The sequence below is a fragment of the Bacillus sp. JZ34 genome (assembly GCF_053903205.1).
Window position 1 is genome coordinate 4,312,462 of the sequence record NZ_CP096403.1, and the last position, 23,147, is coordinate 4,335,608.

General features: G+C 45.9%; 21 protein-coding genes and 2 tRNA genes. All 23 read right to left on the minus strand.

What is annotated here, in order from left to right; genetic code table 11:
• Positions 1–49: 49 nt before the first annotated feature.
• The 23 genes from hslO to M1D90_RS22020 all read right to left on the minus strand — a co-directional run bounded on the left by hslO (position 50) and on the right by M1D90_RS22020 (position 23,128).
• Positions 50–919 carry an Hsp33 family molecular chaperone HslO gene (gene hslO, locus M1D90_RS21910; RefSeq protein WP_020449824.1) on the minus strand — a complete coding sequence of 290 codons (870 nt, stop codon included), beginning with the start codon at positions 917–919 and terminating at the stop codon, positions 50–52.
• Between the two features lie 11 nt (positions 920–930).
• Positions 931–1,707 carry a type III pantothenate kinase gene (locus M1D90_RS21915; protein WP_003178242.1) on the minus strand — a complete coding sequence of 259 codons (777 nt, stop codon included), beginning with the start codon at positions 1,705–1,707 and terminating at the stop codon, positions 931–933.
• Between the two features lie 200 nt (positions 1,708–1,907).
• The gene (gene ftsH, locus M1D90_RS21920) at positions 1,908–3,827 is read right to left on the minus strand and encodes an ATP-dependent zinc metalloprotease FtsH (RefSeq protein ID WP_020449823.1); all 1,920 of its coding nucleotides are present in this window, start codon (positions 3,825–3,827) and stop codon (positions 1,908–1,910) included.
• Between the two features lie 96 nt (positions 3,828–3,923).
• Complete coding sequence (gene hpt / locus M1D90_RS21925; RefSeq protein ID WP_003178236.1) at positions 3,924–4,463, minus strand: hypoxanthine phosphoribosyltransferase; 540 nt, start codon at positions 4,461–4,463, stop codon at positions 3,924–3,926.
• Complete coding sequence (gene tilS / locus M1D90_RS21930) at positions 4,447–5,877, minus strand: tRNA lysidine(34) synthetase TilS (RefSeq protein WP_456283046.1); 1,431 nt, start codon at positions 5,875–5,877, stop codon at positions 4,447–4,449. The genes hpt and tilS overlap by 17 nt, the downstream gene beginning before the upstream one ends.
• A 102-nt stretch (positions 5,878–5,979) precedes the next feature.
• On the minus strand, positions 5,980–7,014 hold the full coding sequence (locus tag M1D90_RS21935) for a protein kinase domain-containing protein (RefSeq protein ID WP_020449821.1): 1,035 nt from the start codon (positions 7,012–7,014) through the stop codon (positions 5,980–5,982).
• Positions 6,983–7,720 carry a vWA domain-containing protein gene (locus M1D90_RS21940; protein WP_020449820.1) on the minus strand — a complete coding sequence of 246 codons (738 nt, stop codon included), beginning with the start codon at positions 7,718–7,720 and terminating at the stop codon, positions 6,983–6,985. The genes M1D90_RS21935 and M1D90_RS21940 overlap by 32 nt, the downstream gene beginning before the upstream one ends.
• 76 nt (positions 7,721–7,796) lie before the next feature.
• Positions 7,797–10,286, minus strand: coding sequence for a stage II sporulation protein E (gene spoIIE, locus M1D90_RS21945; RefSeq protein WP_026578994.1), 2,490 nt, complete (start codon positions 10,284–10,286; stop codon positions 7,797–7,799).
• Positions 10,287–10,496: 210 nt separating this feature from the next.
• Positions 10,497–10,568, minus strand: a tRNA-Glu gene (locus M1D90_RS21950).
• 10 nt (positions 10,569–10,578) lie between these two features.
• Positions 10,579–10,652, minus strand: a tRNA-Met gene (locus tag M1D90_RS21955).
• A gap of 150 nt (positions 10,653–10,802) precedes the next feature.
• Entirely contained in the window at positions 10,803–11,201 is a 399-nt protein-coding gene (locus M1D90_RS21960) for a S1 domain-containing RNA-binding protein (RefSeq protein ID WP_003178226.1), read from the minus strand.
• Between the two features lie 79 nt (positions 11,202–11,280).
• Positions 11,281–11,658, minus strand: coding sequence for an FtsB family cell division protein (locus M1D90_RS21965; RefSeq protein ID WP_025809568.1), 378 nt, complete (start codon positions 11,656–11,658; stop codon positions 11,281–11,283).
• 16 nt (positions 11,659–11,674) lie between these two features.
• A complete protein-coding gene (gene yabQ, locus M1D90_RS21970) occupies positions 11,675–12,301 on the minus strand; it encodes a spore cortex biosynthesis protein YabQ (protein WP_020449817.1) in 627 nt (208 codons plus the stop codon).
• Entirely contained in the window at positions 12,298–12,606 is a 309-nt protein-coding gene (yabP, locus tag M1D90_RS21975; protein WP_011197470.1) for a sporulation protein YabP, read from the minus strand. The genes yabQ and yabP overlap by 4 nt, the downstream gene beginning before the upstream one ends.
• 76 nt (positions 12,607–12,682) lie before the next feature.
• Complete coding sequence (locus M1D90_RS21980) at positions 12,683–12,946, minus strand: RNA-binding S4 domain-containing protein (RefSeq protein ID WP_003178218.1); 264 nt, start codon at positions 12,944–12,946, stop codon at positions 12,683–12,685.
• A gap of 6 nt (positions 12,947–12,952) precedes the next feature.
• Positions 12,953–14,422: a bifunctional methyltransferase/pyrophosphohydrolase YabN gene (gene yabN, locus M1D90_RS21985; protein ID WP_456283047.1), complete on the minus strand. Its 1,470-nt coding sequence runs from the start codon at positions 14,420–14,422 to the stop codon at positions 12,953–12,955.
• A complete protein-coding gene (locus M1D90_RS21990; protein WP_096747835.1) occupies positions 14,412–16,004 on the minus strand; it encodes a putative polysaccharide biosynthesis protein in 1,593 nt (530 codons plus the stop codon). The genes yabN and M1D90_RS21990 overlap by 11 nt, the downstream gene beginning before the upstream one ends.
• 224 nt (positions 16,005–16,228) lie before the next feature.
• On the minus strand, positions 16,229–16,765 hold the full coding sequence (spoVT, locus tag M1D90_RS21995) for a stage V sporulation protein T (RefSeq protein ID WP_020449813.1): 537 nt from the start codon (positions 16,763–16,765) through the stop codon (positions 16,229–16,231).
• 137 nt (positions 16,766–16,902) lie between these two features.
• The gene (gene mfd, locus M1D90_RS22000; protein WP_456283048.1) at positions 16,903–20,436 is read right to left on the minus strand and encodes a transcription-repair coupling factor; all 3,534 of its coding nucleotides are present in this window, start codon (positions 20,434–20,436) and stop codon (positions 16,903–16,905) included.
• A gap of 64 nt (positions 20,437–20,500) precedes the next feature.
• Positions 20,501–20,731, minus strand: coding sequence for an anti-sigma-F factor Fin family protein (locus M1D90_RS22005; RefSeq protein ID WP_003178210.1), 231 nt, complete (start codon positions 20,729–20,731; stop codon positions 20,501–20,503).
• Positions 20,732–20,787: 56 nt separating this feature from the next.
• Positions 20,788–21,354 (minus strand): aminoacyl-tRNA hydrolase, encoded by a 567-nt coding sequence (gene pth, locus M1D90_RS22010; RefSeq protein ID WP_026578998.1) that lies wholly within the window; start codon positions 21,352–21,354, stop codon positions 20,788–20,790.
• Between the two features lie 116 nt (positions 21,355–21,470).
• A complete protein-coding gene (locus tag M1D90_RS22015) occupies positions 21,471–22,097 on the minus strand; it encodes a 50S ribosomal protein L25/general stress protein Ctc (protein WP_456283049.1) in 627 nt (208 codons plus the stop codon).
• Between the two features lie 80 nt (positions 22,098–22,177).
• Entirely contained in the window at positions 22,178–23,128 is a 951-nt protein-coding gene (locus M1D90_RS22020) for a ribose-phosphate diphosphokinase (protein ID WP_020449809.1), read from the minus strand.
• Between the last annotated feature and the right edge of the window lie 19 nt (positions 23,129–23,147).

Consider the following 23,147-nt stretch of genomic DNA (forward strand, 5'->3'; position numbering starts at 1 on the left):
GGTGTCTCCCCTTTCCCCATTGTAAAAGACCCGCTACTGCATAGCGGGCTTATATTTCATCTCGAAGCGCTTCAAGCTCTTCCTTTGTAAACAGATACTTCTCATTGCAAAAATGGCATTGAGCCTCAGCTTGGCCATCTTCATCAATCATCTGTTGAATTTCATCTTTGCCAAGACCGATGATGCCTCCTGAGAAACGCTCTTTTGAACAATTGCATGTAAACCGGACAGGAACGGTTTCCAGTATTTCCGGTTCTTCTCCCAATACCGCAGCCAGCACTTCCTCAGGTGTCAAACCTTTCTGAATCAGCTTTGAAATGGGCTCCACTTGAGAAAGGTTTGTTTCAAGCTTCGTGATGGTTTCATCGTCCGTGCCCGGCAGCAGCTGAAGGATAAATCCGCCTGCAGCTAAAATCGTATTGTCGGGGTTGACGAGCACCCCTACACCCACCGAAGAAGGAACCTGTTCAGAAGATACGAGATAATATGTAAAATCCTCGCCGATTTCTCCGGAAACGATCTCAACCTGGCCTGTAAATAAATCGCGGAGACCGAGATCTTTTACTACGCTTAGTGTGCCGGACGTACCGACGGCTCTTCTGACGTCCAGTTTGCCGTGTTCATTTAAGTCAAAATGAACGTGCGGATTGGACACGTAGCCCCTGACATCTCCTTTTGCATTTCCGTCAGCGACAATCGCGCCGATAGGTCCGCCTCCTTCAATCTTGACGGTAAGCTTGTCTTCGCCTTTCAGCATGGCACCGAGCATGACAGCCGCCGTCATCGTTCTTCCTAAAGCGGCGGAAGCGGTAGGCCATGTGTTATGCCTTCTTTGGGCTTCATGAATCGTTTCTGTTGTATTCGCTGCATATGCTCTCACTTTGCCGTCATATGCGATGGCTTTCACTAAATAATCCATACCTCATCCTCCTATACACTTTCAACACGATTCCGTTCATAAATAAGCTCTAGTCCCTTCAATGTAAGGAACGGGTCAACGATATCGATGCAGTCCGATTCGTCTGCTATCAAGGAAGCAAGACCTCCCGTCGCAATGACTTTCGGATTTTTCTTGGACTGCCATTTCATCCGTTTGACAATGCCTTCAACCTGTCCGACGTAGCCGTAAAGGATTCCGGACTGCATCGCGCTGACCGTACTTTTGCCGACAATATGATCGGGCCGTGCAATTTCAATTCTGGGAAGCTTGGCAGCTCTCGAATAAAGCGCTTCAGTTGAAATCGTGATGCCCGGCGCGATCGCACCGCCCATGTACTCCTTGCGCTCGTTAATATAACAGTACGTCGTAGCGGTTCCAAAATCAACGACAATCAGGGGGCTCCCATAGAGATGAATAGCCGCCACTGCATTTACAATGCGGTCTGCTCCGACTTCTTTCGGATTATCGTATTTTATGTTTAATCCTGTTTTCATTCCCGGACCGACAATCTGAGGCTCGATCTGAAAATATTTAATACACATTCTTTCGAGGGAGAACATGATCGGAGGTACAACTGATGAAATAATAATTCCTTCGATCTGGTCAAACATCAGTCCGACATAATCAAATAAAGAACGAAGAAGCATGCCGAATTCATCTTCCGTTTTATGGCGGCTTGTCTCAATCCGCCAATGATATTCGAGCTCTCCTTCGTGGTAGATGCCAAGGACGGTGTTTGTATTTCCCACATCTATAACAAGCAACATTCTGATCACCACTTTTGACTAGTTTCTCTTACTTGGGCATAAAACATTCTACCATCATACAATACACGATGCCGATTCTGTTTGTAAACGAATCAAATCGTAGTGAACAAAGATTTTCCAAAGAGGTTTTTTAACCATAAAAAAAGAAAACTGCCAAAAGCAGAGCTTGGCAGTTTTCCTGAAGAGGCGGAAATAAGTCGTTATTCTTTCTCATCCTCGTTTTTTTCTTCGTCATCTCGTTTATTGATGTTGACTTTCACATCGTCTGTCTTTTCCTGATCATCCGAATATGTGCGATCAGGAAGTCTTCCGTGCTCAGACAAATGTTTGATTTGCTCAGCGTCGAGCGTTTCAACTTCCAGCAATGTTTGAGCGATCAGCTCAAGTTTGTCGCGATTTTCAGTAAGGATTGTTTTTGCACGTTCATAACATTCCTTAATGAAGCGCTGAATTTCTTTATCGATTTCATACGCAATCGCGTCGCTGTAGTTTTGGTCATTGTTGAAATCGCGTCCCAAGAACACTTGCCCGCCTTGCGATTGTCCGAATTGAAGAGGACCGAGCTTTTCAGACATACCGAATTCAGTTACCATTCGTCTGGCAATGCCTGTAGCGCGCTGGAAGTCGTTATGGGCACCCGTGCTGACCTCACCGAAGATGATCTCTTCAGCTACACGGCCTCCAAGCAAGCCGACGATCTTATCGAGAAGTTCGGGTTTGGTTTGGAAATAACGGTCTTCCTTAGGAAGCATAACGGCGTATCCGCCCGCTTGGCCGCGCGGTACGATCGTTACTTTATGCACCATATCCGCTTCATCCAAGACAAGTCCGATTACAGTGTGTCCCGCCTCGTGATAAGCCACGATATTGCGTTCTTTTTTCGAAATGACCCTGCTTTTCTTTGCAGGTCCGGCGATGACGCGGTCTGTCGCTTCATCGATGTCTCGCATATCGATCTTTTTCTTATCTTGACGCGCTGCTACGAGAGCCGCTTCATTTAAAAGGTTTTCAAGATCTGCACCTGAGAATCCAGGCGTCCGCATCGCGATCGCTTTTAAGTTTACGGATTCATCAAGCGGCTTGTTTCTTGCGTGTACTTGAAGTACAGCTTCACGGCCTTTAACATCTGGGCGGTCAACTGTAATTTGACGGTCAAAACGTCCCGGACGCAGCAATGCAGGGTCTAAAATATCGGCGCGGTTTGTCGCAGCGATAATGATGATTCCTTCATTGGCGCTAAATCCGTCCATTTCAACAAGAAGCTGGTTGAGCGTCTGTTCACGTTCATCGTGCCCTCCGCCAAGACCTGCTCCCCGCTGGCGTCCGACAGCATCAATTTCATCGATGAAAATCAGACACGGTGCATTTTTCTTAGCGTTTTCGAATAAGTCGCGAACACGTGATGCACCAACCCCGACGAACATTTCAACGAAGTCAGAACCGCTGATGCTGAAGAAAGGCACCCCTGCTTCTCCGGCACAAGCTTTCGCCAGCAATGTTTTACCGGTACCCGGAGGTCCGACCAAAAGCACGCCTTTCGGAATCCTTGCTCCGAGTTCAGCGAACTTGCGGGGATCCTTGAGGAAATCAACGACTTCCACAAGCTCTTGCTTTTCTTCATCCGCTCCTGCCACATCTTTGAATTTGACGCGTTTCTTTTCTTCTGTATAGAGCTTCGCCTTGCTTTTTCCAAAGTTCATAACACGGCTTCCGCCGCCTTGAGCCTGATTAAGCAGGAAGAAGAAAAGAATGAAGATAATAACAAAAGGGATGATGGTGGTAAAGAACGTCATCCATCCATTTGCTTCCTGTGCAGGTTCTACTTGTATCTTCGTTTTTTTCACTTGATCAATGATTTGATCTGCCCCTTTTCCTTCAGGAACATGGGTCAGGAAATATTGATCTTTCTCATAGGTCGTCAGCTGTCCCCGAACCTCGTACACGCCCCTGACAGGCTGGATGGAGACATTTTCAACCTTCCCTTTATCTAGGTTTGAAACAAAGTCACTATACGTCATATTTTCTGTTTTCGGATTTGCGGTTTGGAAGTAGCTCACAACTCCGATCACAACTAATAAAATAAGTAAATAAAAAATGGTATTACGGAAGACCCGATTCATTCCTTACCTCCTCCCACAGTAAGCACAACTATGTTCAATAGTATCATAGAAAATCGTTCCAATACAACAGATATCCCTTTCGCTAACAAGCCCGAATCAGCTCTCATAAACCGCAGGTTTCAGCACTCCGATGTACGGAAGGTTACGATAGCGTTCAGCATAATCGAGACCATATCCGACAACGAATGCATCGGGAACTTCAAAGCCGACGTAATCCGCTTTGATATCCGCTTTTCGTCCGCTTGGTTTATCAAGAAGGGTTACGATCTTAATCGATTTTGCTTTGCGGTATCGGAAAAGCTCTACAAGATAACTCAAGGTCAGCCCACTGTCGATGATATCCTCAATAATTAAGATGTCACGGCCCTCTACAGATGTGTCCAAATCTTTAATGATTTTTACCTCTCCGGAAGAAACCGTTGAACTGCCGTAGCTTGATACATCCATGAAATCCATTTCCAAATATGTATCAATATGCTTCAAAAGATCAGCCATAAACGGCATGGCTCCCTTTAACACACCGATTGCCAGCGGAAACTTGCCGCTGTACTCTTCTGTCAGAGTTGCGCCCAGCTCCTTGACTTTCTTTTGGATCTCTTCTTCTGAGATCAAGATATTTTCAATATCCTGTTTCATTCTTTGCTAGCCCCCTACACTTTTCATGCTGTCTATATTGTAATACAATGCGATCATTGTTTGTAACATCAAGTTCCTCAAAAATGGTTTTTTTCAGACCAGGTATCCAAATAATGTTTCCAACCGCGTCTGTTACAATGGGCCAGCTGTCTCTTTTCGCAAGAGGCACTTTTTCATCAATAAATATATCTTTAACCTTTTTTGAGCCGTTCATCCCTTTAAGTTTGATTCGGTCTCCGTTTTGCCTTGTCCGTACATAAAGGGGGAATTGAACCTGCTTGGGACTTGTTGCAAAAACATCGTTTCCTTGCAGCTTCCGGGTTGAACCGGGTCCGCTCACATGAAGGGAGGAGCCGTCGGGAAGCTTCAGTTCTTCTTCGTCTGCCCCGCTTATTTCATAATGATAGGAAACATTTTCACATTGTAAACGCTGAAATGTAAACAAACATGTATGATAAGATTTTGCAACTTTTAGCCCATTCGGAAAATCAAGGGAACCGGATGGTCCACCTTGTGAAATCCAATCCAGAAACACTTGAATATGATGGGCTGAAAACGCTGATGGAACGTTTTCATAAAGATAGTTTAATATTAGATGAACTCCCCTTCTTTGTAAAGGCATAGGGAGCGCAAGAAGCCGATCGATGCTGATTTCGACACCGGAACTTGACTTGCTTGTGATTACTGTATTCATTTTGCCTTTCGTTAATGCCTGTAAGTATAATTCGTCTTCTGTCAGGAATTCACTTACGGATTGAAACCTTTTATGGACATCTTCCGACTCTTTCTTCAGAAAAGGGAGAACATGGTGCCTGAACCGGTTCCTTGTGTAATCATCCTCATTGTTGCTCGGATCGGTTCTATACGGTATTCGATTCTCTTTGCAGTAAGCCAAAAGATCATCCTTTGACAGCCTTAGAAACGGCCTAAGCAGCCAGCCGCTGTCAAAACGGCGCTTTGGCTGAATTCCAGCAAGCCCGAGCCCGACAGTGCCTTTTGCCATCTTCATCAGCATCGTTTCCACCTGATCATCGCCATGATGAGCCAGAACCAGGTATTCAGCCCGGCGCCTTTTCATTAATTCTTGAAAAAACGCATACCGGCATTCTCTCGCAGCAGCCTGTTTATTCAGATTGTTTTCCGCGGCAAATGTCTGGACATCGATTTGCACCGCCTCGCATTGTATGCCTTCCGCCTCGCAGTAGTCCTGAACAAACCGCATATCATGCTCAGACTCTTCGCCTCTGAACATATGATCGACGTGTGCGGCAATCAGCGTCGCCGAGGCAGGAACCGTACGTTGCAGAGCATGCAGCAGCGCCATCGAATCAGGCCCGCCGGAGACGCCTGCAATCAGTGTCGCTCCATCAAATGACAGTTCGTATTTTCTCATGAAATCTTCAATACTTTTCACAATGTCCTCCCACTAAGAGCAGGGTGTATTTCAAAAGATATAAATATCCTAACACTTTCAATCGGTCCCTGCAAAGAAGAGCTATCCGCCGGCAAAGCAGAGCTAAATAAAAAAGAGAACGATATACGCAAAGTAAAGGGCAAGAACGCTTACGACGATCAGCAGCGTTTCAAAAACACCGCCGGATTTAGAACTGTTTCTTTGCTTTCTGCGCCCGCTTCTTAACATTTGCTGCTGAGGCGTCCCCCGCTTATGCCGCGGGCCTTGAGACGGGGCGGATGCCGATGAAGAGCGGGCGGTTCTCGACTGGCGGCTGCTTTGCATTCTGGCTGGCCGTCCGATTGCCAGGAGGTCTCCCTTCATTTCATCAGCTGTTCGATAGCTTCCTTTTAAAGCAGAAGCAAGAACCGGCTTATACCGCTTTAAAAACGGCTGTCCGTCGATGACTGACATAAGCTGTTCCTGAGGTCTTGCTGTCTTTTTAAATTCTTTTTTCACCGCACAGTTCACCATAATCATGGCGACTGAAAACAGATCATACGAAGGCTCAGCCTTACGGGTTCCAAATTCCCAATAGCCTCTGTCAAAAAACTCTGTATATTCCTTGATTGCCCGGCCTTCTTTTGTCGTCCCGCCCACATCAATGCAGCGGATTTGCGGCGGCGGGCCCGTCACGATTAAATTCTCGGGCTTTAAATCTCCAAACACCCATCCTTCGCGATGAATGGCCGACAAACTTGAGAGAAGCTGGCTGATCAGCACCGGTATCCATTCCTCGCCTTTTTCGTTTACATATCTTAAAAGAAGCGGACCTTCAATATATTCCATGACATAAAATGAAAGTTTTTTGCCCGCACCCGCAACCATCATGTCATCCACATCAAAAAAAGAAGGCCCCATTGCTTTTGCCTGGGCCTTTGAGAAAGATTTCAGAACATTCACTTCCGAGGTAATGGACAGGCTGTCATCGCTCACTTTTAATGCAACGCGGCCCTTTCCCGAATCGGCCAGATACACAACGCCATTCGCCCCTTTTCCAAGCTGTCTGATGATCTTGTAGGAATGATTGTTCCACTTTCCAACAACGGCTGCACCCGGCTTTAGACTAGCCGCCAAACTCGTCGAAGTGTTTTTCATCGTCTTCTAACATTCTCCTTCTTGAGCCGATTTTGTTAAAATGCTGAATCGCCTCTCGTATTGCGGGTCCTGTCGGCGTAATGCCGCCGGCTGAAAGCTTGGAAAATATTGAAGAAAGAGATTCAAACTTCGGGGTCCAATCAAGCACAAGCTCGACCTCTTGTTTTTTCCCGGGAAATATAAGCATCGCAAATTCATTTTCGCCGATTCTTGAATTGAGACTGATGGAAAGGTCTATCAATGCTTCTTTAACAGTCGGCAGCTTCGGATTCATGCTCGCGCTTGTATCGACAAGAACCAATACATGAAGATGTACGGTCTCGCCGAGCTCATCTACGACTTCCATAACTTCACCGCGTTTATCAGGAGGCAGTTCATCCATTTCGGTATGCTTGCCGAGAATTTGTTTGAGCTCACTATTGACAACGCCTTGAAGGGTTTGCGTCATCGCCTTTTTTGTCACCATTTGAACGGTCTGCGACAGCTGCGACGCGTAAACAACCTGGTGAACTCCCCCGCCTGCGAGGGCGATCCCTTCAACTTCTTTCATCGCCTCCTGATCCATTTCATGCTCGTCCATAATCCCAATCACATTCACGGTAATTCCCTGCTCCTTCGCAAAGGCGGCCATGGCCTGCGGGTCTTCGCCGCGGTTTGAACAGCCGTCCGTCAAAAGCAGGATTTGATTCAAGTGCCCCTTTTTCATCGTTTTTATTCCTCCTGGACAAAGATATCTTGATTTAGTTCCATCATCGCCAGAAGAAATTTGATTTATACGAAGGCTAAGAAATCTCTTGATTCTTTTGGAAAAAAGACGGCGCCGGAATGGAGGCCCACTTTGGCGTATTATGGTCCAGCTTGATAACAATCACCGTCATATCGTCCTCAATCAGACCCGACCTTGTCCGAATCACTTCTTCCATGATCAAGTCGGCGATTTCCTGCGGCTCCTCGGTTTTCAGAGATTTCAATTTGCGCTTCATCCACAGATCATGATTTTCAACATGTCTAGGCCCTTCAAAGATTCCGTCGCTCATCATAATCAAAAGGTCTCCCGCTTTTAATTGCTCGCTGACTACATCAACATCGAATTCTGTAATGATGCCGATCGGCAGATTGCTGGCCTGCACTTTGATAATCTGATCGCCTCTTTTAATAAAGCTCGGGGTGGAGCCGATTTTCAAAAACTTGCAGCTCGCATCCTGAAGATCGATGACCGATAAATCCAATGTCGAATATATTTCATCTGTCGTCCTTAATGAAAGAATGCTGTTGATCGTTTTAATCGCCACTTTTTCGTCGATGCCCGACTGAAGAATCTTTTCCAACAGCTTGATCGTCTCATTGCTTTCAAAATGGGCCCTTGCGCCATTTCCCATACCATCGCTGATGGCGGCCGCATATTTGCCGGTGCCGAGCTCCATCATATTGTAGCTGTCGCCGGAGACAAGCCCTCCTCCTTTTGCTGCATGTGCGGCTCCCGTCACCACCCTGTATGACTTCGCCGAACCGAAAGCAACATGACAATATCCATTCGGATGGCCGGCGCACTGTTCCGCTTTGACGATAATTTGTTCTTCCAAAATATCGGACAGCATCGGAGCGATGATTTTTTCACACTCCCCGTGACCGTTGCAATACGGGATACTCATTTCGATATCGATATTTCCCTGCTCTAGGCTGTAAATTTCGACTTGTTGAATTTCAATGCCGAAATGCTGCAGCGCATCCCGAATTTGTTCTTCTTGAATAAAATGCTGCTCCCTCTCCCTTTTTATTTCCCGAGAAAAGTCCGCCATGACCTGAGAAACCCCGAGCAGCTGCTCTGCGACGAGACGCCTGCTGTCATGCACCTTTTGTTTTAATGTCTGGTTTGCCCTAAAATGAGACAGCTCGTCTTCCATCAGCGCTTCTACTTGCTTTGATTTGGAGCAGTGCTGATGAAACTCCTTTTTCAGCTTGCGGTTTTTAAAATATTGCTTTTCTTCTGTTTCCTGCATAACTCGTTTCATCAAGTCATATGTTTTATCAAAGTTCTGAACCCAGCACTTGTTTTTTTTATAACAGGACTGGCAGGAGTGTTCTGTTACAGTGCTCAAAAACAGATCGATCTCTTTTTCTTTTCCTTCATCATCCGGAACCGAATGATAAAAGGTAGCGAAGCTTTCGGATAATGCGTGAAAAACACTCGAAAACTGATCGACCTTCTGCGCGGTGACATCGCGGATTTTTCTTGCATATTGCTGCTGTTCCTGAGCGTGTTCAGTCGTTCCCGGTATATACTTAGCCACTTTTTTCGTAATCGACTGAGGGGTTAAAAGAAACAGGCCGATTGCAATCAGTGATTCATAAAGCGTCGGCACAAGTTCAGCTGAACCTTCTCCGTACAGAGAAATCAATAGAGATCCGATCAATAAGCCGACCGCTGCACCGAACTTTTTTCCTTCTTTTAACAAACCGCCGAGAAGGCCTGAAAAAGCCAGCAGGCTCATCTGATATAAATTGCCGATATTTGAAAGGCTGAGGATCAGCCCGGTCACAACCCCGACTGTACAGCCGATGCTCGCGCCCCCGATGAACGCGAAAGCGAGCACGACATAACGGGCCAATATCAGTTCAGCCTGCATGCCTTGAAAAGAAACGCCTGTCAAACCTGTGAGAACAGAAGCGATTAAAATCATAAAACAAATGATCTCTTCAATTTTCAGCGACTGTTTCGCCCGCTTTGATGTAACAATCGGCAGGCTTTGCAAAAAAATCAGTGTGAGGATAAACGATAACCCGGCTTCAACAAAAGCCATAATATAGTGATAACCCGAAACCGTTCCGTATTCGGCATATACGAATCCGCATCTTGTCACAGCCATCGCTAAAAAGACGACGACAGGCAGCGTTCTGACGCGGTCTTTTATAATAAGAGACGTCATTTTGGAACATATCGCAAATGCAAACAGAGCCGCAAGCACGAACAGCGAATGCTGAGGCGATATGCTCAGAGCCCCGGCAAGAAGTGCCAGGCATGCAAGAAAAGCTTTATCTTTTTTAATTAAAAGCATCGCTCCGAAAAATGGAAGAGCAAAGGGAATGACCTCTGACAGAATGAAGGCTCGTCCCAATAAAAAACCGATGATCATATAGATCAGCCCTTTATAAAAAAAGAGGGAATATAAATGCTGCATTACAAGCTTCGTCTTGCTGCCAATCCATGAATACAATTTTTGAACAACAGGTCCAGCTATTGGGCTGTTCACTCTTCTTTCCGCTTTTTCCATGCTCTCATCTCCCACTCGTTTATTCGTTGCTTGCCATTATAACGAAAGATGAAATAGGATTTTGTCAAAAGAAGGTAATGAATTCAAAGAACTGTTCGACGCTTTTTGTAGCATGCTTCAATCACTCTTGATAAGTCGAGTCCATTCCCGTTATTTTGCGTATTTTTATGCAGCAAAAAAACCGGCTTCAGAAGAAGCCGGTTTCCGGAATGACCCGTACGGGATTCGAACCCGTGTTACCGCCGTGAAAGGGCGGTGTCTTAACCACTTGACCAACGGGCCTTCATATAAGTAGCGGCGGAGGGGATCGAACCCCCGACCTCACGGGTATGAACCGTACGCTCTAGCCAGCTGAGCTACACCGCCATGTTGTTGATTTCTTTTAACGCACAAGTTCTATAATACAAAGGATTGTCCTATCCGTCAATAGAAATTTTAATAAAAATTTTATAAGACAATAAAAAGGCATCCGTTGGGATAAGACGAATGCCTTTCGTATATATAGAAAGCAGCAAGTTAACCTCTTCTTGCTCCGCGCCCTCCACGTTTTGATTCCGTGTTGCGTTTTAGAGACGATAAGCGATCTTCACTGTCTTTTAAAAACTTATTCATTTTCTGTTCAAACGTTTCTTTAGAGCGGAAATCATTTTTAGGTCTCGCAGGTCTTGATGATTGAGGACGGTCTACAGCCTTTTTGATCGACAAGCCGATTTTCCCATCTTTCTCAACATTGATGACTTTAACTTCTACTTGATCACCAACCTTCAGATGATCATTAATGTCCTTCACGTAGTTATCGGCTACTTCGCTAATATGAACAAGACCTGTTGATCCTCCAGGCAGTTCAACAAACGCTCCGAAATTTGTAATACCTGTTACTTTCCCTTGCAACTTGCTGCCAACTTCAATCGACATAAAAAAAGTGCTCCTCCTTAGACTTAAAAAAGATCATTTGTTTAATTATACATAAAGAAAAAATTAAGTGTCAACAAGGCTACTTGCTCTTATCTTCAAACTTGAAGATGATTTCGCCATCTTTTGAGAGGTAATAATCCTTTCTGGCAAGCTCTGCAACGTAGTCCTCATCCTTTAATTTCACAATCTCATCTTTCAAATCCGATTTTTTTGCTTCCAGTTGTTCCAATTGTTTCAAAAGGTCTTCTTTCTTCTCTTGCTTCGCGCTGATATCCGAAGTCTGCGACCAAAGCGAACTGACAATCACAATCGCCGACAGCAGCACAACGGCGCCGAAAACCATCAACCGTCTGTATAGACCGCGTCTTTTTCTTTTCAGCTGCTGCTGTTTTCGCTCCATCTGCTCTTTGTATTCGTTCTGTATTTGCGATATGTTGCGTCTCGTGGGATCATTCATTCCAGACGGCCTCCCCTCATTTTTTTAAAAGTTTTGCCTTAATTGTTATGAATAGTTTCTTCCCCTTTTCGAAAAATCCTGCTCCTTTTTGCAAAAAGCGTCTCAACAATCCCCGAACCGGGGCGGGAAGAAGCCTGCAGCATTGATATAGTATAAAATAAATCGGATATCCTGCAAATTTTAATATCTTATATAAACATACCGCAAAAAAACGAAAAAGAACATAGATATTTCTCATTGTAAAAAGAATGATGGCAAAAATAGCTTGAAACGTCCATACAACAGGCCGAAACACCATCATCTGCATCATCTTTGAGACCAGCCTGGAGATGAATATGAAAAAGGAAATCATCCATTCCAAAAGCTTGATATAGATCTGCTTAAAAAGGCTTTGATAAGCGGCAAATCCAAGCATGACCGCCAGAAAGATATAAATTCGGAATTCCCCTTCATTCACGCTCAGCAAAACATAGAAAAAAAGGAGACCTTGTACCACCCAAAACAAAAAGTCATGGAGAAACAACAGCCACCTTGCTGTTTTTGAGCGAACGACAAAACGGGTGTAGGTGTCAAGGGAAGCGCCAAGCCATGCCCCCATTCCGGCCATGGCCAGCATCGTATAGAACTGAGTGGTCAGCGTCATTTAAACAACTTGCTAAAAAATCCTTTAGCTTTCTCCCCCTGCTGCTCATCCAAATAGACGAGATCAAGCACTCTTCCCTTGATGGAGACAACGCCTTTTTCCACATCGAGATTCTTCATCTGCAGGTTTTCGCCTCTGACTGCCAGCATGCCCATGACCGTCTCAAGTAAGAATTCCTCATTGTCAAAGCTCTCGACCTGTTTGACACCGGATATATCCAGCAGCTTGCGGCCCTTCATCGTCACATTATGTTCAGGACCAGATGCCCCGCCGGAAGGGTTGTGCTGATCATAATATACATTCATCGATTCATCCCCCATATCCTCATACTAAAGATTCGATACTGCATTGTATGAGACGGGGGATTTTTTTAGAACAAGCCTATTCTCCTCCCAGCTTCTCTTCTTTGAGAACGGTATACATATCAGCGGCTTCTTCTTTTTTTGTCGTATCCTTCAATTCATTGACTTTGACGGTTACAAGCTTTTGGCCAAAACGCACCGCAAGCTCGTCTCCCGCTTTGACAACAGAGCTTGCTTTCGCCTGCTGGCCATTGATCGAAATTCTTCCCTGGTCAGCCACTTCTTTTGCAAGCGTCCGTCTTTTAATCAGCCTTGATACTTTGAGAAATTTGTCGAGTCTCATCACTTGTCAGCTCCTTTCAATGTCTTTCGCTTCATTCCACAATTCGTCCATTTCTTCAAGCGTCATACTTTCCAGATCCTTGCCCATGCGCTTTGCAGATTGTTCAATATGCGTGAACCTTCTGTAAAACTTGGCATTTGTCATCGCCAGGGCTTCTTCCGGTTCAATTTTATAAAACCGGCCGATGTTCACGAGAGCGAATAAAAGGTCGCCGAACTCTTCTTTCATTTTTTTGCTGGACTGTTCGGCTTCGGAAATTTCTGAAGAAAATTCTTTCATTTCCTCGTGAACTTTATCCCAAATATCCTGGACATTCGACCAGTCGAATCCGGTCTTTGCCGCCTTTTTCTGAAGCTTGTTCGCTTTTGACAAAGCAGGCAGCGGCTTTGGAATGTCGTCGAGAAGGGATGGATCGTCCGCTTGTTTCTCCTGTTTCTTGATCTCTTCCCAGTTTACCATGACGTCGGCCTCATCACGAACAGATACTTCTCCGAAGACATGCGGATGCCTTCTGATCATTTTTGCCGTAATGCCGCGAATCACATCGTCAATTTTAAAAAGACCGTCATCCTCGCCGATCTGCGCATGCAGCAGAACTTGGAGCATCACATCGCCGAGCTCCTCAACAAGGTGGTCGGGATCTTCTTCATCAATCGCCTCGAGCACCTCATAGCATTCTTCAATTAAGTATTTTTTGAGCGATTCATGGGTTTGTTTCCGATCCCACGGGCAGCCGTCCGGTCCGCGCAGCTTCCTGATGACGCTGCGGAACATCGAAAATTCCTTGTACAGAACCTCCTCGTCTTTGACCGGCGGAACGTAGACGCTCGTTAAATTATTGATACCGACACTTCTGTCCAATTCGTAAAGAGGCACTGTCCGAATGTCTTGCATACTGCTTCCGGCCGCTGTGACAATGACGACTTCATAGTCATCAGGGAGCTTTTCCATCAACGTCAGTTTGACCTCTGATGCCGTCATTTGATCATATACCTGGCAAATAATCAAATGATGACGGAGCTCGACTTCGTCAGCGGAAAACCGGACGGCGTCGACAAACTGAAACCCGTCAATCGGATCGATCTGCAAAGCATTTAATGTCGCATCAATAAAGCTGTGGCCTCCCTCGACAACGACATCGGCCTGATGAGCGCCCCGCCTCTCAAGCAAAAGCTGAACCGTTTTTTCAGCGACGAACGGATGGCCCGGAACGGCATAGAGCACATCGCGCTGCTTCGCCTCCTCAAACAGCCGCTCTACGATCTCCTCGTAAACATCTTCGAATTGATCATGCTTTTCATAGACCTCATCAAAAAAATGCATCTCAGCTATTTCTTTTTTCAGGTCTTCTATTAACGGATGGTCTTTCGTCCTGACATAAAGAACCTCCGCTTGTGTGAGCCGTTTATATACACCGAGGGTTAATTGATTCATATCGCCTGCCCCCAGGCCGACTACCGTGATTTTACCGGCCATGCCTGCCGCCCCTTTCTCGTTTTAATGTCAGGAGCTTGCTGCCAAAAGGTACAAGCTCAAGTTCTTTTTCTGAAAACACGCGTAATGTGAAGATACCGGACAAAAAGACAATGCCGCCGACGAATACGGCGCTAAGACTTTCCGCCGCCGCGATCCATCTGTTTTCATGAGGTATGGCCGCTTCAAAAGCAAAAAGCCACACCGCCAGAGCGGCCGACATGATCACAGCCGACAGCAAAACTCCCGCTATCCTGTATTCCGGCAACTTGATCCAGCCTTTCCTTTTCAGCTGAAAAAAATTGAGTCCAGCGACAGCAGCGAATGACATCATAGTCGCAAAAGCGGCGCCGGAAATGCCGAAACCGGGGATCAGGAACTCGTTCAATACGGCTTTCACAAAAAAGCCGCAGCAGACGGAAACAGCTGGAAGACATGTATTGCCGAGTCCTTGCAAAACAGCAGTCATCGTGATCGCCAACGATGCAAACAGAATCGACACGCTGAAAATCTGCAGCGCAGCCGTTCCATCGCTGTTCTTAAACAGCATGACATTCACCGGCTCCAAAATGCATATCAGACCGGCGGCTGCTCCAGTGCCGATGACGAAGCTCATTTTTAGCGAATAACGGATCTTTTCCTCCAGAACCGCCGTTTCTCCATTTTTCTTCGCTTTTGTAAGGGACGGGACAAGAGCTGTCGCAATGCTCGCAGCAAAAACGGTTCCAAGCTGCAAAAGCGGCTGACCTCTGTCATACACCCCTTTTGTATGTTTCGCCTGAAGTTCGTCCATTCCTTGTCCGGCCAGCAATGAATACAAGTTCAATGCGTCGACGAGCTGGATGAGAATCAGCATGAGGCCGGCCGTGCAAATCGTAACCGAGTACAGACACAGCTGCTTCAAAATATCGCCTGTACCGGCCTCTATCCCGGCGGCAGCGGGATGCTTTTCACGCTTGGCCCAAAACACGGCGAGAATGAAAAACGCCGCAAGGCCGCCGACAAGGGAGCCAAAGGCAGCCCCTGCCCCGGCGTCATATAAGGAAAAGCCGTTTTTGACGAGCCACCACGTCAAAATGAGGATCGCCCCGACCCTGAGTGTCTGTTCTCCAATTTGAGAAAGTGCCGTCGGAAGCATCCGTTCGCCTCCTTGAAAATAGCCTCTAAGCAAAGACACGAGCGGCAGCAGCAAATAAGAAAACGACACCGCGCGGATCACCCCGTCAAGGTCGGGATCACCCATAAACCCTGCGATGGCTTCGGCTCCGGCAAACAAGAGAAGAAAAAAGCCAAGGCCCACGACCGACAAAAAAAACATAGACACCCGGAGAATTTTTGCCCGGTTTGCCGTCCCGTAATCATTCAACAACTTTGAAATGATGACCGGGAACCCGGAGGTGGCAAGCATCACAGATATTCCGATCATCGGATACACCTGCTGAAAAATATAAAAACCGACATCTCCAACTATATTTTGAAAAGGCACTCTATATACAGCGCTTAATATCTTTGATAATATCCCCGCCAATGATAAAACAAAGGCGCCTTGCCAAATCCATTGTCTTTGGCCTTTTAAAAACCCCATCCCTTTAAGCTCCTTCCAATGCGCTTTCTCTCAGCTTTCTAAAAAGCGCACGAAACGTGCTTATTATACCATATTCAAGACTCATACCCCGCCTGCAACTGTGAACTAAAAAAGAACAGCCCAAAAGGTGCTGTTCCAACTGCTGATGCTGATTCAAGCTGAGAAAAACGCTTTCGGCATTCCAGCTCGTTCGAGCAGGAATGTCAAAATAAAAGGAATGAGACCTATTGTTCCATTTGACGGGCCAAAAAACCAGCGGCGGTTTCAACCGCTTTATGTTCCACTTCGCCGATTGACTGGTCTTTCGAAAAAATGACAACCGCTCCGATCGGATCGCCGTTTGCAACAATCGGACCGACGGTATAAGAAGCAACCTCTTCGTCAATACCATCAATAAGCTGAATTGTCTTGGCGTCTCCTTCCAAAACAGAATTTCGCTGATCCATCGCCTTTTCGACCATGTCGCTGATCGATTTGTTTAAATAGTCTTTTTTAGACCCCCCGGATACTGCGATATACACATCCCGGTCGCAAATCAGCACGGAATGGCCCATGCTGTCATAAAGCGCATCAGCATACTCCTTTGCAAAGTCGCCGAGCTCGCTGATCGGAGAATATTTTTTTAAAATAACCTCCCCATCCCGGTCCACAAATATTTCCAAAGGGTCTCCTTCACGAATGCGCAAAGTTCTGCGGATTTCCTTCGGGATCACGACCCGGCCTAAATCATCAATTCGACGTACGATACCAGTTGCTTTCATCTCTGCTGCCTCTCTTTCATTTGATGATATATCTGGTGGATATAAACAGAGCTGTGTACTTATGTAACACTCTCCACTCTTGATTGGTTTTAGTATCCTTCACATCAAATGTAATATACGCGAGAAACAACAAATTTTTATGATGAAGCGATCGTTTGCTTTTTAACGTTTTGAAGGCCTTTCAATATTTCGAGAAGCGTTTCCAGCCACTCTTCCGGATTTCGGTTTTTCACTTGAATCGAAATTTTCAATTTCTTTCCTTCCATCCCGAGGCCGATCTGTCTGCCGTACTTACTGCCGAGTTCAAACAGTTTTTGGCCGTCTATTTCGGCACTAGCTTTTTCGTCAATCGTCAGTCTGACGGCGTCTTTATCCTGCTTGATCAGCTCGACGCGTTCGGTGATGGCATATACCTTCGCCTCTGCGATGGCGAATAAATATTCGACTTCTTTCGGGTATTCGCCGAAGCGGTCGATCATCTCGTCTTGAAGCTCGCTCTTTTCTTCAATGGTTGAAATCGCTCTGAACCGTTTATACATATCTATTTTTTGCTTGCCGTCTGTCACATAAGTCTGCGGAATATATGCGTCAAGCTCCAAATCGATTTCCGGTTCAAATTTTTCAGCTTGCGGTACATCTCCCTTGCGAGCTTCTATTGCTTCCTTGAGCATTTGCGAATATAAATCAAAACCGACAGAATCAATGAACCCGTGCTGCTGCGCACCTAAAAGGTTTCCGGCGCCGCGGATCGTCAAATCGCGCATCGCGATTTTAAATCCTGACCCGAGTTCTGTAAATTCTTTAATCGCCTGAAGCCTTTTTTCGGCCACTTCCGTAAGGACTTTGTCCTTCCGGTACGTAAAGTAAGCGTAAGCTACACGGTTTGAGCGCCCGACACGGCCCCTCAGCTGGTACAGCTGGGAAAGCCCCATCTTATCTGCGTCAAATACAATTAGGGTATTGACGTTTGGAATATCAACGCCCGTTTCAATAATCGTTGTGCTGACGAGCACATCCGATTCTCCCTCTAAGAAATTCAGCATGACCGATTCGAGTTCGTTTTCTGTCATCTTCCCATGGGCATACGTCACCTTGGCATCAGGCACAAGCATCGAGATTTCTTCCGCTTTTCTTTCAATATCCTCCACCTGGTTGTACAAGAAGTAAACCTGACCGCCCCTGGCCAGCTCGCGTTCTATCGCTTCTCTGACTAGGGCCCCGTTGTATTCGACAACGTACGTCTGTACAGGGAAGCGGTTTTCCGGAGGCGTTTCAATGACTGACAAATCTCTGACACCGAGCATGGACATATGAAGGGTTCGAGGTATCGGAGTTGCCGTTAACGTCAAAACGTCGACATTCGCTTTAATGCGTTTAATTTTTTCCTTGTGCGTGACACCAAACCTTTGTTCTTCATCGATGATAAGCAGTCCAAGATCTTTGTACACGACATCCTTGGACAACAGCCTGTGAGTGCCGATTACGATGTCAATCGTTCCGTTTTTTAAGCCCTTGATCGTTTCATTTGCTTCTTTTCTCGTCCGGAACCGGCTGAGCAAACCGAGATTAATCGGGTAGTCCTGGAAACGTTCCAATATCGTTTCATAGTGCTGCTGTGCGAGGATCGTAGTCGGCACGAGGATCGCGACCTGTTTTCCGTCTGCAATCGCTTTAAAGGCGGCGCGGATCGCCACTTCCGTTTTGCCGTAGCCCACATCGCCGCAAAGGAGCCGATCCATCGGTCTTTCTTTTTCCATGTCTCTTTTAATCTCATGGATCGATCTCAGCTGGTCCTCTGTCTCCTGATAAGGAAATGCGGCTTCAAACTCACGCTGCATTTCATGGTCGGGAGAAAACGCGTAACCTTTGCTTGCTTCCCTTTCGGCATAAAGCTTGATCAAGTCATCGGCGATATCCTGGACAGAGCTTTCAACCTTTTTCTTAACCCGTTTCCATTCGCTTCCCCCGAGTTTATAAAGCTTCGGCTCTTTGCCTTCGGAACCGACGTATTTTTGCACCTGATCAATTTGGTCAACCGGTACGTAAAGCTTGTCGCTTCCCTGGTAGTGAATATTCAGGTAATCCTTATGAATGCCGTTGATCTCCAGCGTTTCAATCCCTAAATACTTTCCGATACCGTGGTTCACATGGACGACATAATCGCCGATCTGAAGCTCCGAGTAGCTTTTGATCCGTTCGGCATTGGTCAGTTTTTGTTTGCGCGCCTGCTTTTTGACACGCTTTTTAAACAGTTCTTCTTCGGTAATGACGGCCAGCTTGATCATCGGAAGTTCAAAGCCGGATTGAAGACCGCCTTCCATAATGTAAATCTGGCCTTGGGCAAGCGCTGCATCCTGGTCGGCCTGGGCGGCTTCGATCTCATAATCGGACAATACAGACGCAAGTTTTTCGACGCGTTCTTTGCTGTCCCCTAGAAAAACCGTTGTATATTTCGATTTCTTAAACCGTTCAATCTCATTTTTGAGCACATTCATTTGTCCGTGAAAGCTCTGCATTTGCTTGCTTGAAACATTGACGATGTTTTGCGGACTGGTGTGCTGCACATGCCTTAAAAACAGCGAGTAATACAAAATCGGGCGGGACTGTTTTGAAATGAGGCTGTGAAAAGGAAATGACATTGCTGTATCATGAAGGATTTTCCCTTCTTCCAGCAGGCTCGTAATCCATTCTGCCTCTTCCTTTTGAAGCTGGTCTTCCATTTCATGAATACGGCTGATCTCATCTAGTATCAGCAAAGTATTTTTTGGGAAATAATCTAGTAAACTAGCAGGCCTCTCATAGAAATAAGAAAGGTATTTAACCATTTCCTGGCCGATATGACCTTCCTTGAGCCGCTCTTTATCTTCCGCGATATTTTGATCGAGAATTTCCTTTTGTTTATCAAGCTTCAGCTTTTTAAGACTGTTGGCAAGACCTTTATCGATTTGTTCAAGCGCTCTTTGCCGATCTTCATCCCGCACGATCAGTTCCTTCGCAGGGCCGATCGTTACTTCATCGCGCGTTTCCAGTGAGCGCTGATCATCCGTATTGAATATACGAATCGAGTCAACTTCTGTATCAAACAATTCAATCCGGACAGGGTTTTCTTCGGTCAATGAATAGACATCGATAATCCCCCCGCGAATACTGAATTCGCCTGGAGCCGCCACCATATCCGTACGCTCATACCCCATTTGAACAAGCTTCTGAAGCAGCTGTTCCGGGTCGATGTCGCGCCCCGTCTCAATGCGAATCTGACTGTTTTGCCATACTTCGACAGGGGGCAGCATTCTTCTGACGGCTGCTGCCGGAGCAATAACGATAGGCGTTTCACCGCTTGCAAGCCGATTTAAGACATCAAGCCTTTGCGAGCGCAGCTCAGGGCTTGCCACCGCAATTTCAGAAGAAATCAATTCGTTGACAGGATATAAAAGGACAGGCTGATCTTTTATCAGCCCTGTCAAGTCATCTGTAATTTTTTGAGCCTGATAAAGGTTATGCGTAATTAAAAATACCGGCCGTCTCGTTTCTTTTGTAAGAGCGGCTGTAAATAACGACCGGGCAGATCCGGAGAGCCCCGCAAGCAGCTGTTCCTTCAGCCCTTCGTTCAAGCCGTTGACGATGGATTTAAAATCATCGCTTTTTGTGATATAGGATTGAATATTGTTCAAATGAGCCCCTCCTCTCTTCCTCAAATAGAAAAATGCTTTGGTCTAGTCTCTACACCAAAGCTATTTATTGAATAAACGAATGATATTGGTGATAATCCGGGTTTCGCTCAAGCGCTTCTTGACAATCTTCACATATCGTCTTCACGTGTAAATCCCCATTATCCATATAAGAAATCATATCGTTTCTTTCATCGTTTGTTAAGTGGTTAAAGCCTAACTGTTCACTGTTTACATAAGAATGATCAAGACTTCCGACTTTAACGCCGCAATGCCGGCAATAATAATGTAAAGCCATAAAGGAACCTCCATACCGAGTCTTTTTAAAACTAGTATGTTCCGTTCCCTTCTGCCTTATACCTTAGCGTTAAATTCATTCATGACTTCTAAAAAAGGTTTTTCCAGAGAAGCTTCACAGGCCTTGGCCGATTGTCTGACGGCCTCTTGTATCACCGGCTCTTCTTCATCTGTAAAAGCGCCAAGCACATAATCGACGATTTTCATGCCGTTGACCGGACGGCCGATTCCGATTCTGATCCGGTTAAACTCAGTTGTTCCCAGATGCTGAATCATCGATTTGATGCCGTTATGGCCTCCTGCGCTTCCTTTCGTCCTCAGACGGATTCTTCCGGTCGGAAGATCCAAGTCATCGTAAATCACTTTCAAATTGTCAACAGGGATCTCATAATAGTCCAAAAGCGGCCTCAAACATTCTCCCGATAAATTCATATATGTAAGCGGCTTAACAAGTAGAACCTTTTTGCCGGAAACAAATCCGATTCCGTATTGACCGTTGAACTTTGTTTTATCAAGCGGAACGTTCCACTCTTTTGAAAGCTCATCGATCGTCATAAATCCTACATTATGTCTCGTATTTTCATATGTTTTACCCGGATTGCCCAATCCTGCAAACACAAGCATTATTCTATATCCTCCCTTAAGCAAAACCCTGCCTCAGCATACTGAGGGGGAGCATCCTAATTTCCCCTCATTCTAGCACAAAAGACGTAACCGCGGGAGGATTACGTCTTACGTACTTATTCTTCTTTTTCCTCTTCAGTGCCTTTTTCTTGTTCCTCAACGTCTTGAGCGGCTGATTCGGCTTCCGTTTCTTCCTGCTTTTGAGGAGGAAGAATGGATGCAACAACTTCATCAGGCTCATGGTTGTATGAATAATCGCCTTTAGACGGAATATCGCCGACGGTTAGAACATCGTTGACTTCGAGACTGGAAATATCGACCTCGATCGTTTGCGGAATGTTCTTCGGCTTCGCTGTGACAGACAGCTCGTAAAGCGGCTGCTGTAGAACACCGCCCTGTTTAATCCCCTCTGCTTCACCCGTAAGGTTTACAGGAACCGTCGCCTCCATTTCCGCTTCCATATCAACCACTTTAAAATCGGCATGTACAATTGAATCTTTTAATGGATCCGTCTGCAGCTCAGTCACCATAACAGAGTGCTGGTCTCCGTTTATATCCAAGTTGATAATCGTATTTTTGCCCTCAGCTCGCAAAATTTTTAAAAGCTCAATACTGTCTAACGCAACGGATTTGTTTTCCAGGTTTCTTCCGTAAATGACACCCGGCACATACCCGGATTGCCGGATCTTTCTTAAAGAAGACCGTCTGGAATCCGTTCTTTCTTCCGCTTTTAAAATTGCCATGTTCAGCACCATCCTATCGTTAGATTGGTCTTTCTAAAACCATACCCATAACGACAAAACTTTAAACCAGAATCAGCAAATTAATCGAACAGGAAACTGACAGATTGTTTTTCATGCACACGAATAATCGCTTCTGCCAGAAGCGGTGCAACAGAAAGCTGCTTGAACTTCGCGATTTTCTTTTCTTCAGGAAGCTCAATGCTGTTGGTCACAACGAGCTCTTTAATTTTCGAATTGTCGATTCTTTCGATCGCCGGACCGGAAAGAACCGGATGTGTACAGCATGCATACACTTCCTCTGCGCCGCTTTCGACGAGCGCATTAGCCGCAAGCGTAATCGTTCCTGCCGTATCAATAATATCATCAATTAAAATGGCTGTTTTCCCTTCAATATGTCCGATGATATTCATAACCTCGGCTACATTCGGCTTAGGTCGGCGTTTATCGATAATCGCAATCGGCGCTTTCAAGCGGTCCGCCAATTTGCGGGCACGCGTCACACCGCCGTGGTCAGGGGACACGATCACGACATCCTTGAAATTTTTCTCTTCAAAATAATTACCTAAAATCGGAACACCCATTAAATGATCGATCGGTATATCAAAGAAACCTTGGATTTGCGGCGCGTGAAGATCAAGTGCAATCACACGGGTAGCTCCGGCGGTTTCCAGCAGGTTTGCCACCAGTTTGGCTGTGATCGGCTCACGGGAACGGGCTTTACGGTCCTGACGGGCATAGCCGTAGTAAGGCATCACGATATTAATCGTTTTCGCCGATGCGCGTTTCAGCGCATCCACCATAATCAAAAGCTCCATAATATGCTCGTTCACCGGTGCGCTTGTCGATTGGATGACATAGCAGTCGCAGCCGCGGATGCTTTCTTCAATATTAATTTGAACCTCACCGTCGCTAAAGCGTTTAACAGAACTCTTCCCCAGCTCAACTCCGACGATATCTGCGATTTCCTTCGCAAGACCCGGATTTGAGTTTAAAGAAAAAATCTTCAAATTGTCGTCTTCATATTTAGACATGGTAAACCTCCGATTTAGG

Coding starts and splice junctions, on each gene's coding strand:
- M1D90_RS22005 (WP_003178210.1), bottom strand. CDS start 20,731: ATGGCTTTACATTATTATTGCCGGCATTGCGGCGTTAAAGTCGGAAGT.
- spoIIE (WP_026578994.1), bottom strand. CDS start 10,286: ATGGAAAAAGCGGAAAGAAGAGTGAACAGCCCAATAGCTGGACCTGTT.
- hpt (WP_003178236.1), bottom strand. CDS start 4,463: ATGAAACAGGATATTGAAAATATCTTGATCTCAGAAGAAGAGATCCAA.
- ftsH (WP_020449823.1), bottom strand. CDS start 3,827: ATGAATCGGGTCTTCCGTAATACCATTTTTTATTTACTTATTTTATTA.
- M1D90_RS21980 (WP_003178218.1), bottom strand. CDS start 12,946: ATGAGACTCGACAAATTTCTCAAAGTATCAAGGCTGATTAAAAGACGG.
- M1D90_RS21935 (WP_020449821.1), bottom strand. CDS start 7,014: ATGAAAAACACTTCGACGAGTTTGGCGGCTAGTCTAAAGCCGGGTGCA.
- M1D90_RS21960 (WP_003178226.1), bottom strand. CDS start 11,201: ATGTCGATTGAAGTTGGCAGCAAGTTGCAAGGGAAAGTAACAGGTATT.
- yabQ (WP_020449817.1), bottom strand. CDS start 12,301: ATGACGCTGACCACTCAGTTCTATACGATGCTGGCCATGGCCGGAATG.
- spoVT (WP_020449813.1), bottom strand. CDS start 16,765: ATGAAAGCAACTGGTATCGTACGTCGAATTGATGATTTAGGCCGGGTC.
- M1D90_RS22020 (WP_020449809.1), bottom strand. CDS start 23,128: ATGTCTAAATATGAAGACGACAATTTGAAGATTTTTTCTTTAAACTCA.
- hslO (WP_020449824.1), bottom strand. CDS start 919: ATGGATTATTTAGTGAAAGCCATCGCATATGACGGCAAAGTGAGAGCA.
- M1D90_RS22015 (WP_456283049.1), bottom strand. CDS start 22,097: ATGGCAATTTTAAAAGCGGAAGAAAGAACGGATTCCAGACGGTCTTCT.
- yabN (WP_456283047.1), bottom strand. CDS start 14,422: ATGGCCGGTAAAATCACGGTAGTCGGCCTGGGGGCAGGCGATATGAAT.
- M1D90_RS21915 (WP_003178242.1), bottom strand. CDS start 1,707: ATGTTGCTTGTTATAGATGTGGGAAATACAAACACCGTCCTTGGCATC.
- M1D90_RS21965 (WP_025809568.1), bottom strand. CDS start 11,658: ATGAATGATCCCACGAGACGCAACATATCGCAAATACAGAACGAATAC.
- yabP (WP_011197470.1), bottom strand. CDS start 12,606: ATGAATGTATATTATGATCAGCACAACCCTTCCGGCGGGGCATCTGGT.
- M1D90_RS21940 (WP_020449820.1), bottom strand. CDS start 7,720: ATGAAAAAGGGGCACTTGAATCAAATCCTGCTTTTGACGGACGGCTGT.
- M1D90_RS21990 (WP_096747835.1), bottom strand. CDS start 16,004: ATGGGGTTTTTAAAAGGCCAAAGACAATGGATTTGGCAAGGCGCCTTT.
- pth (WP_026578998.1), bottom strand. CDS start 21,354: ATGCTTGTGTTTGCAGGATTGGGCAATCCGGGTAAAACATATGAAAAT.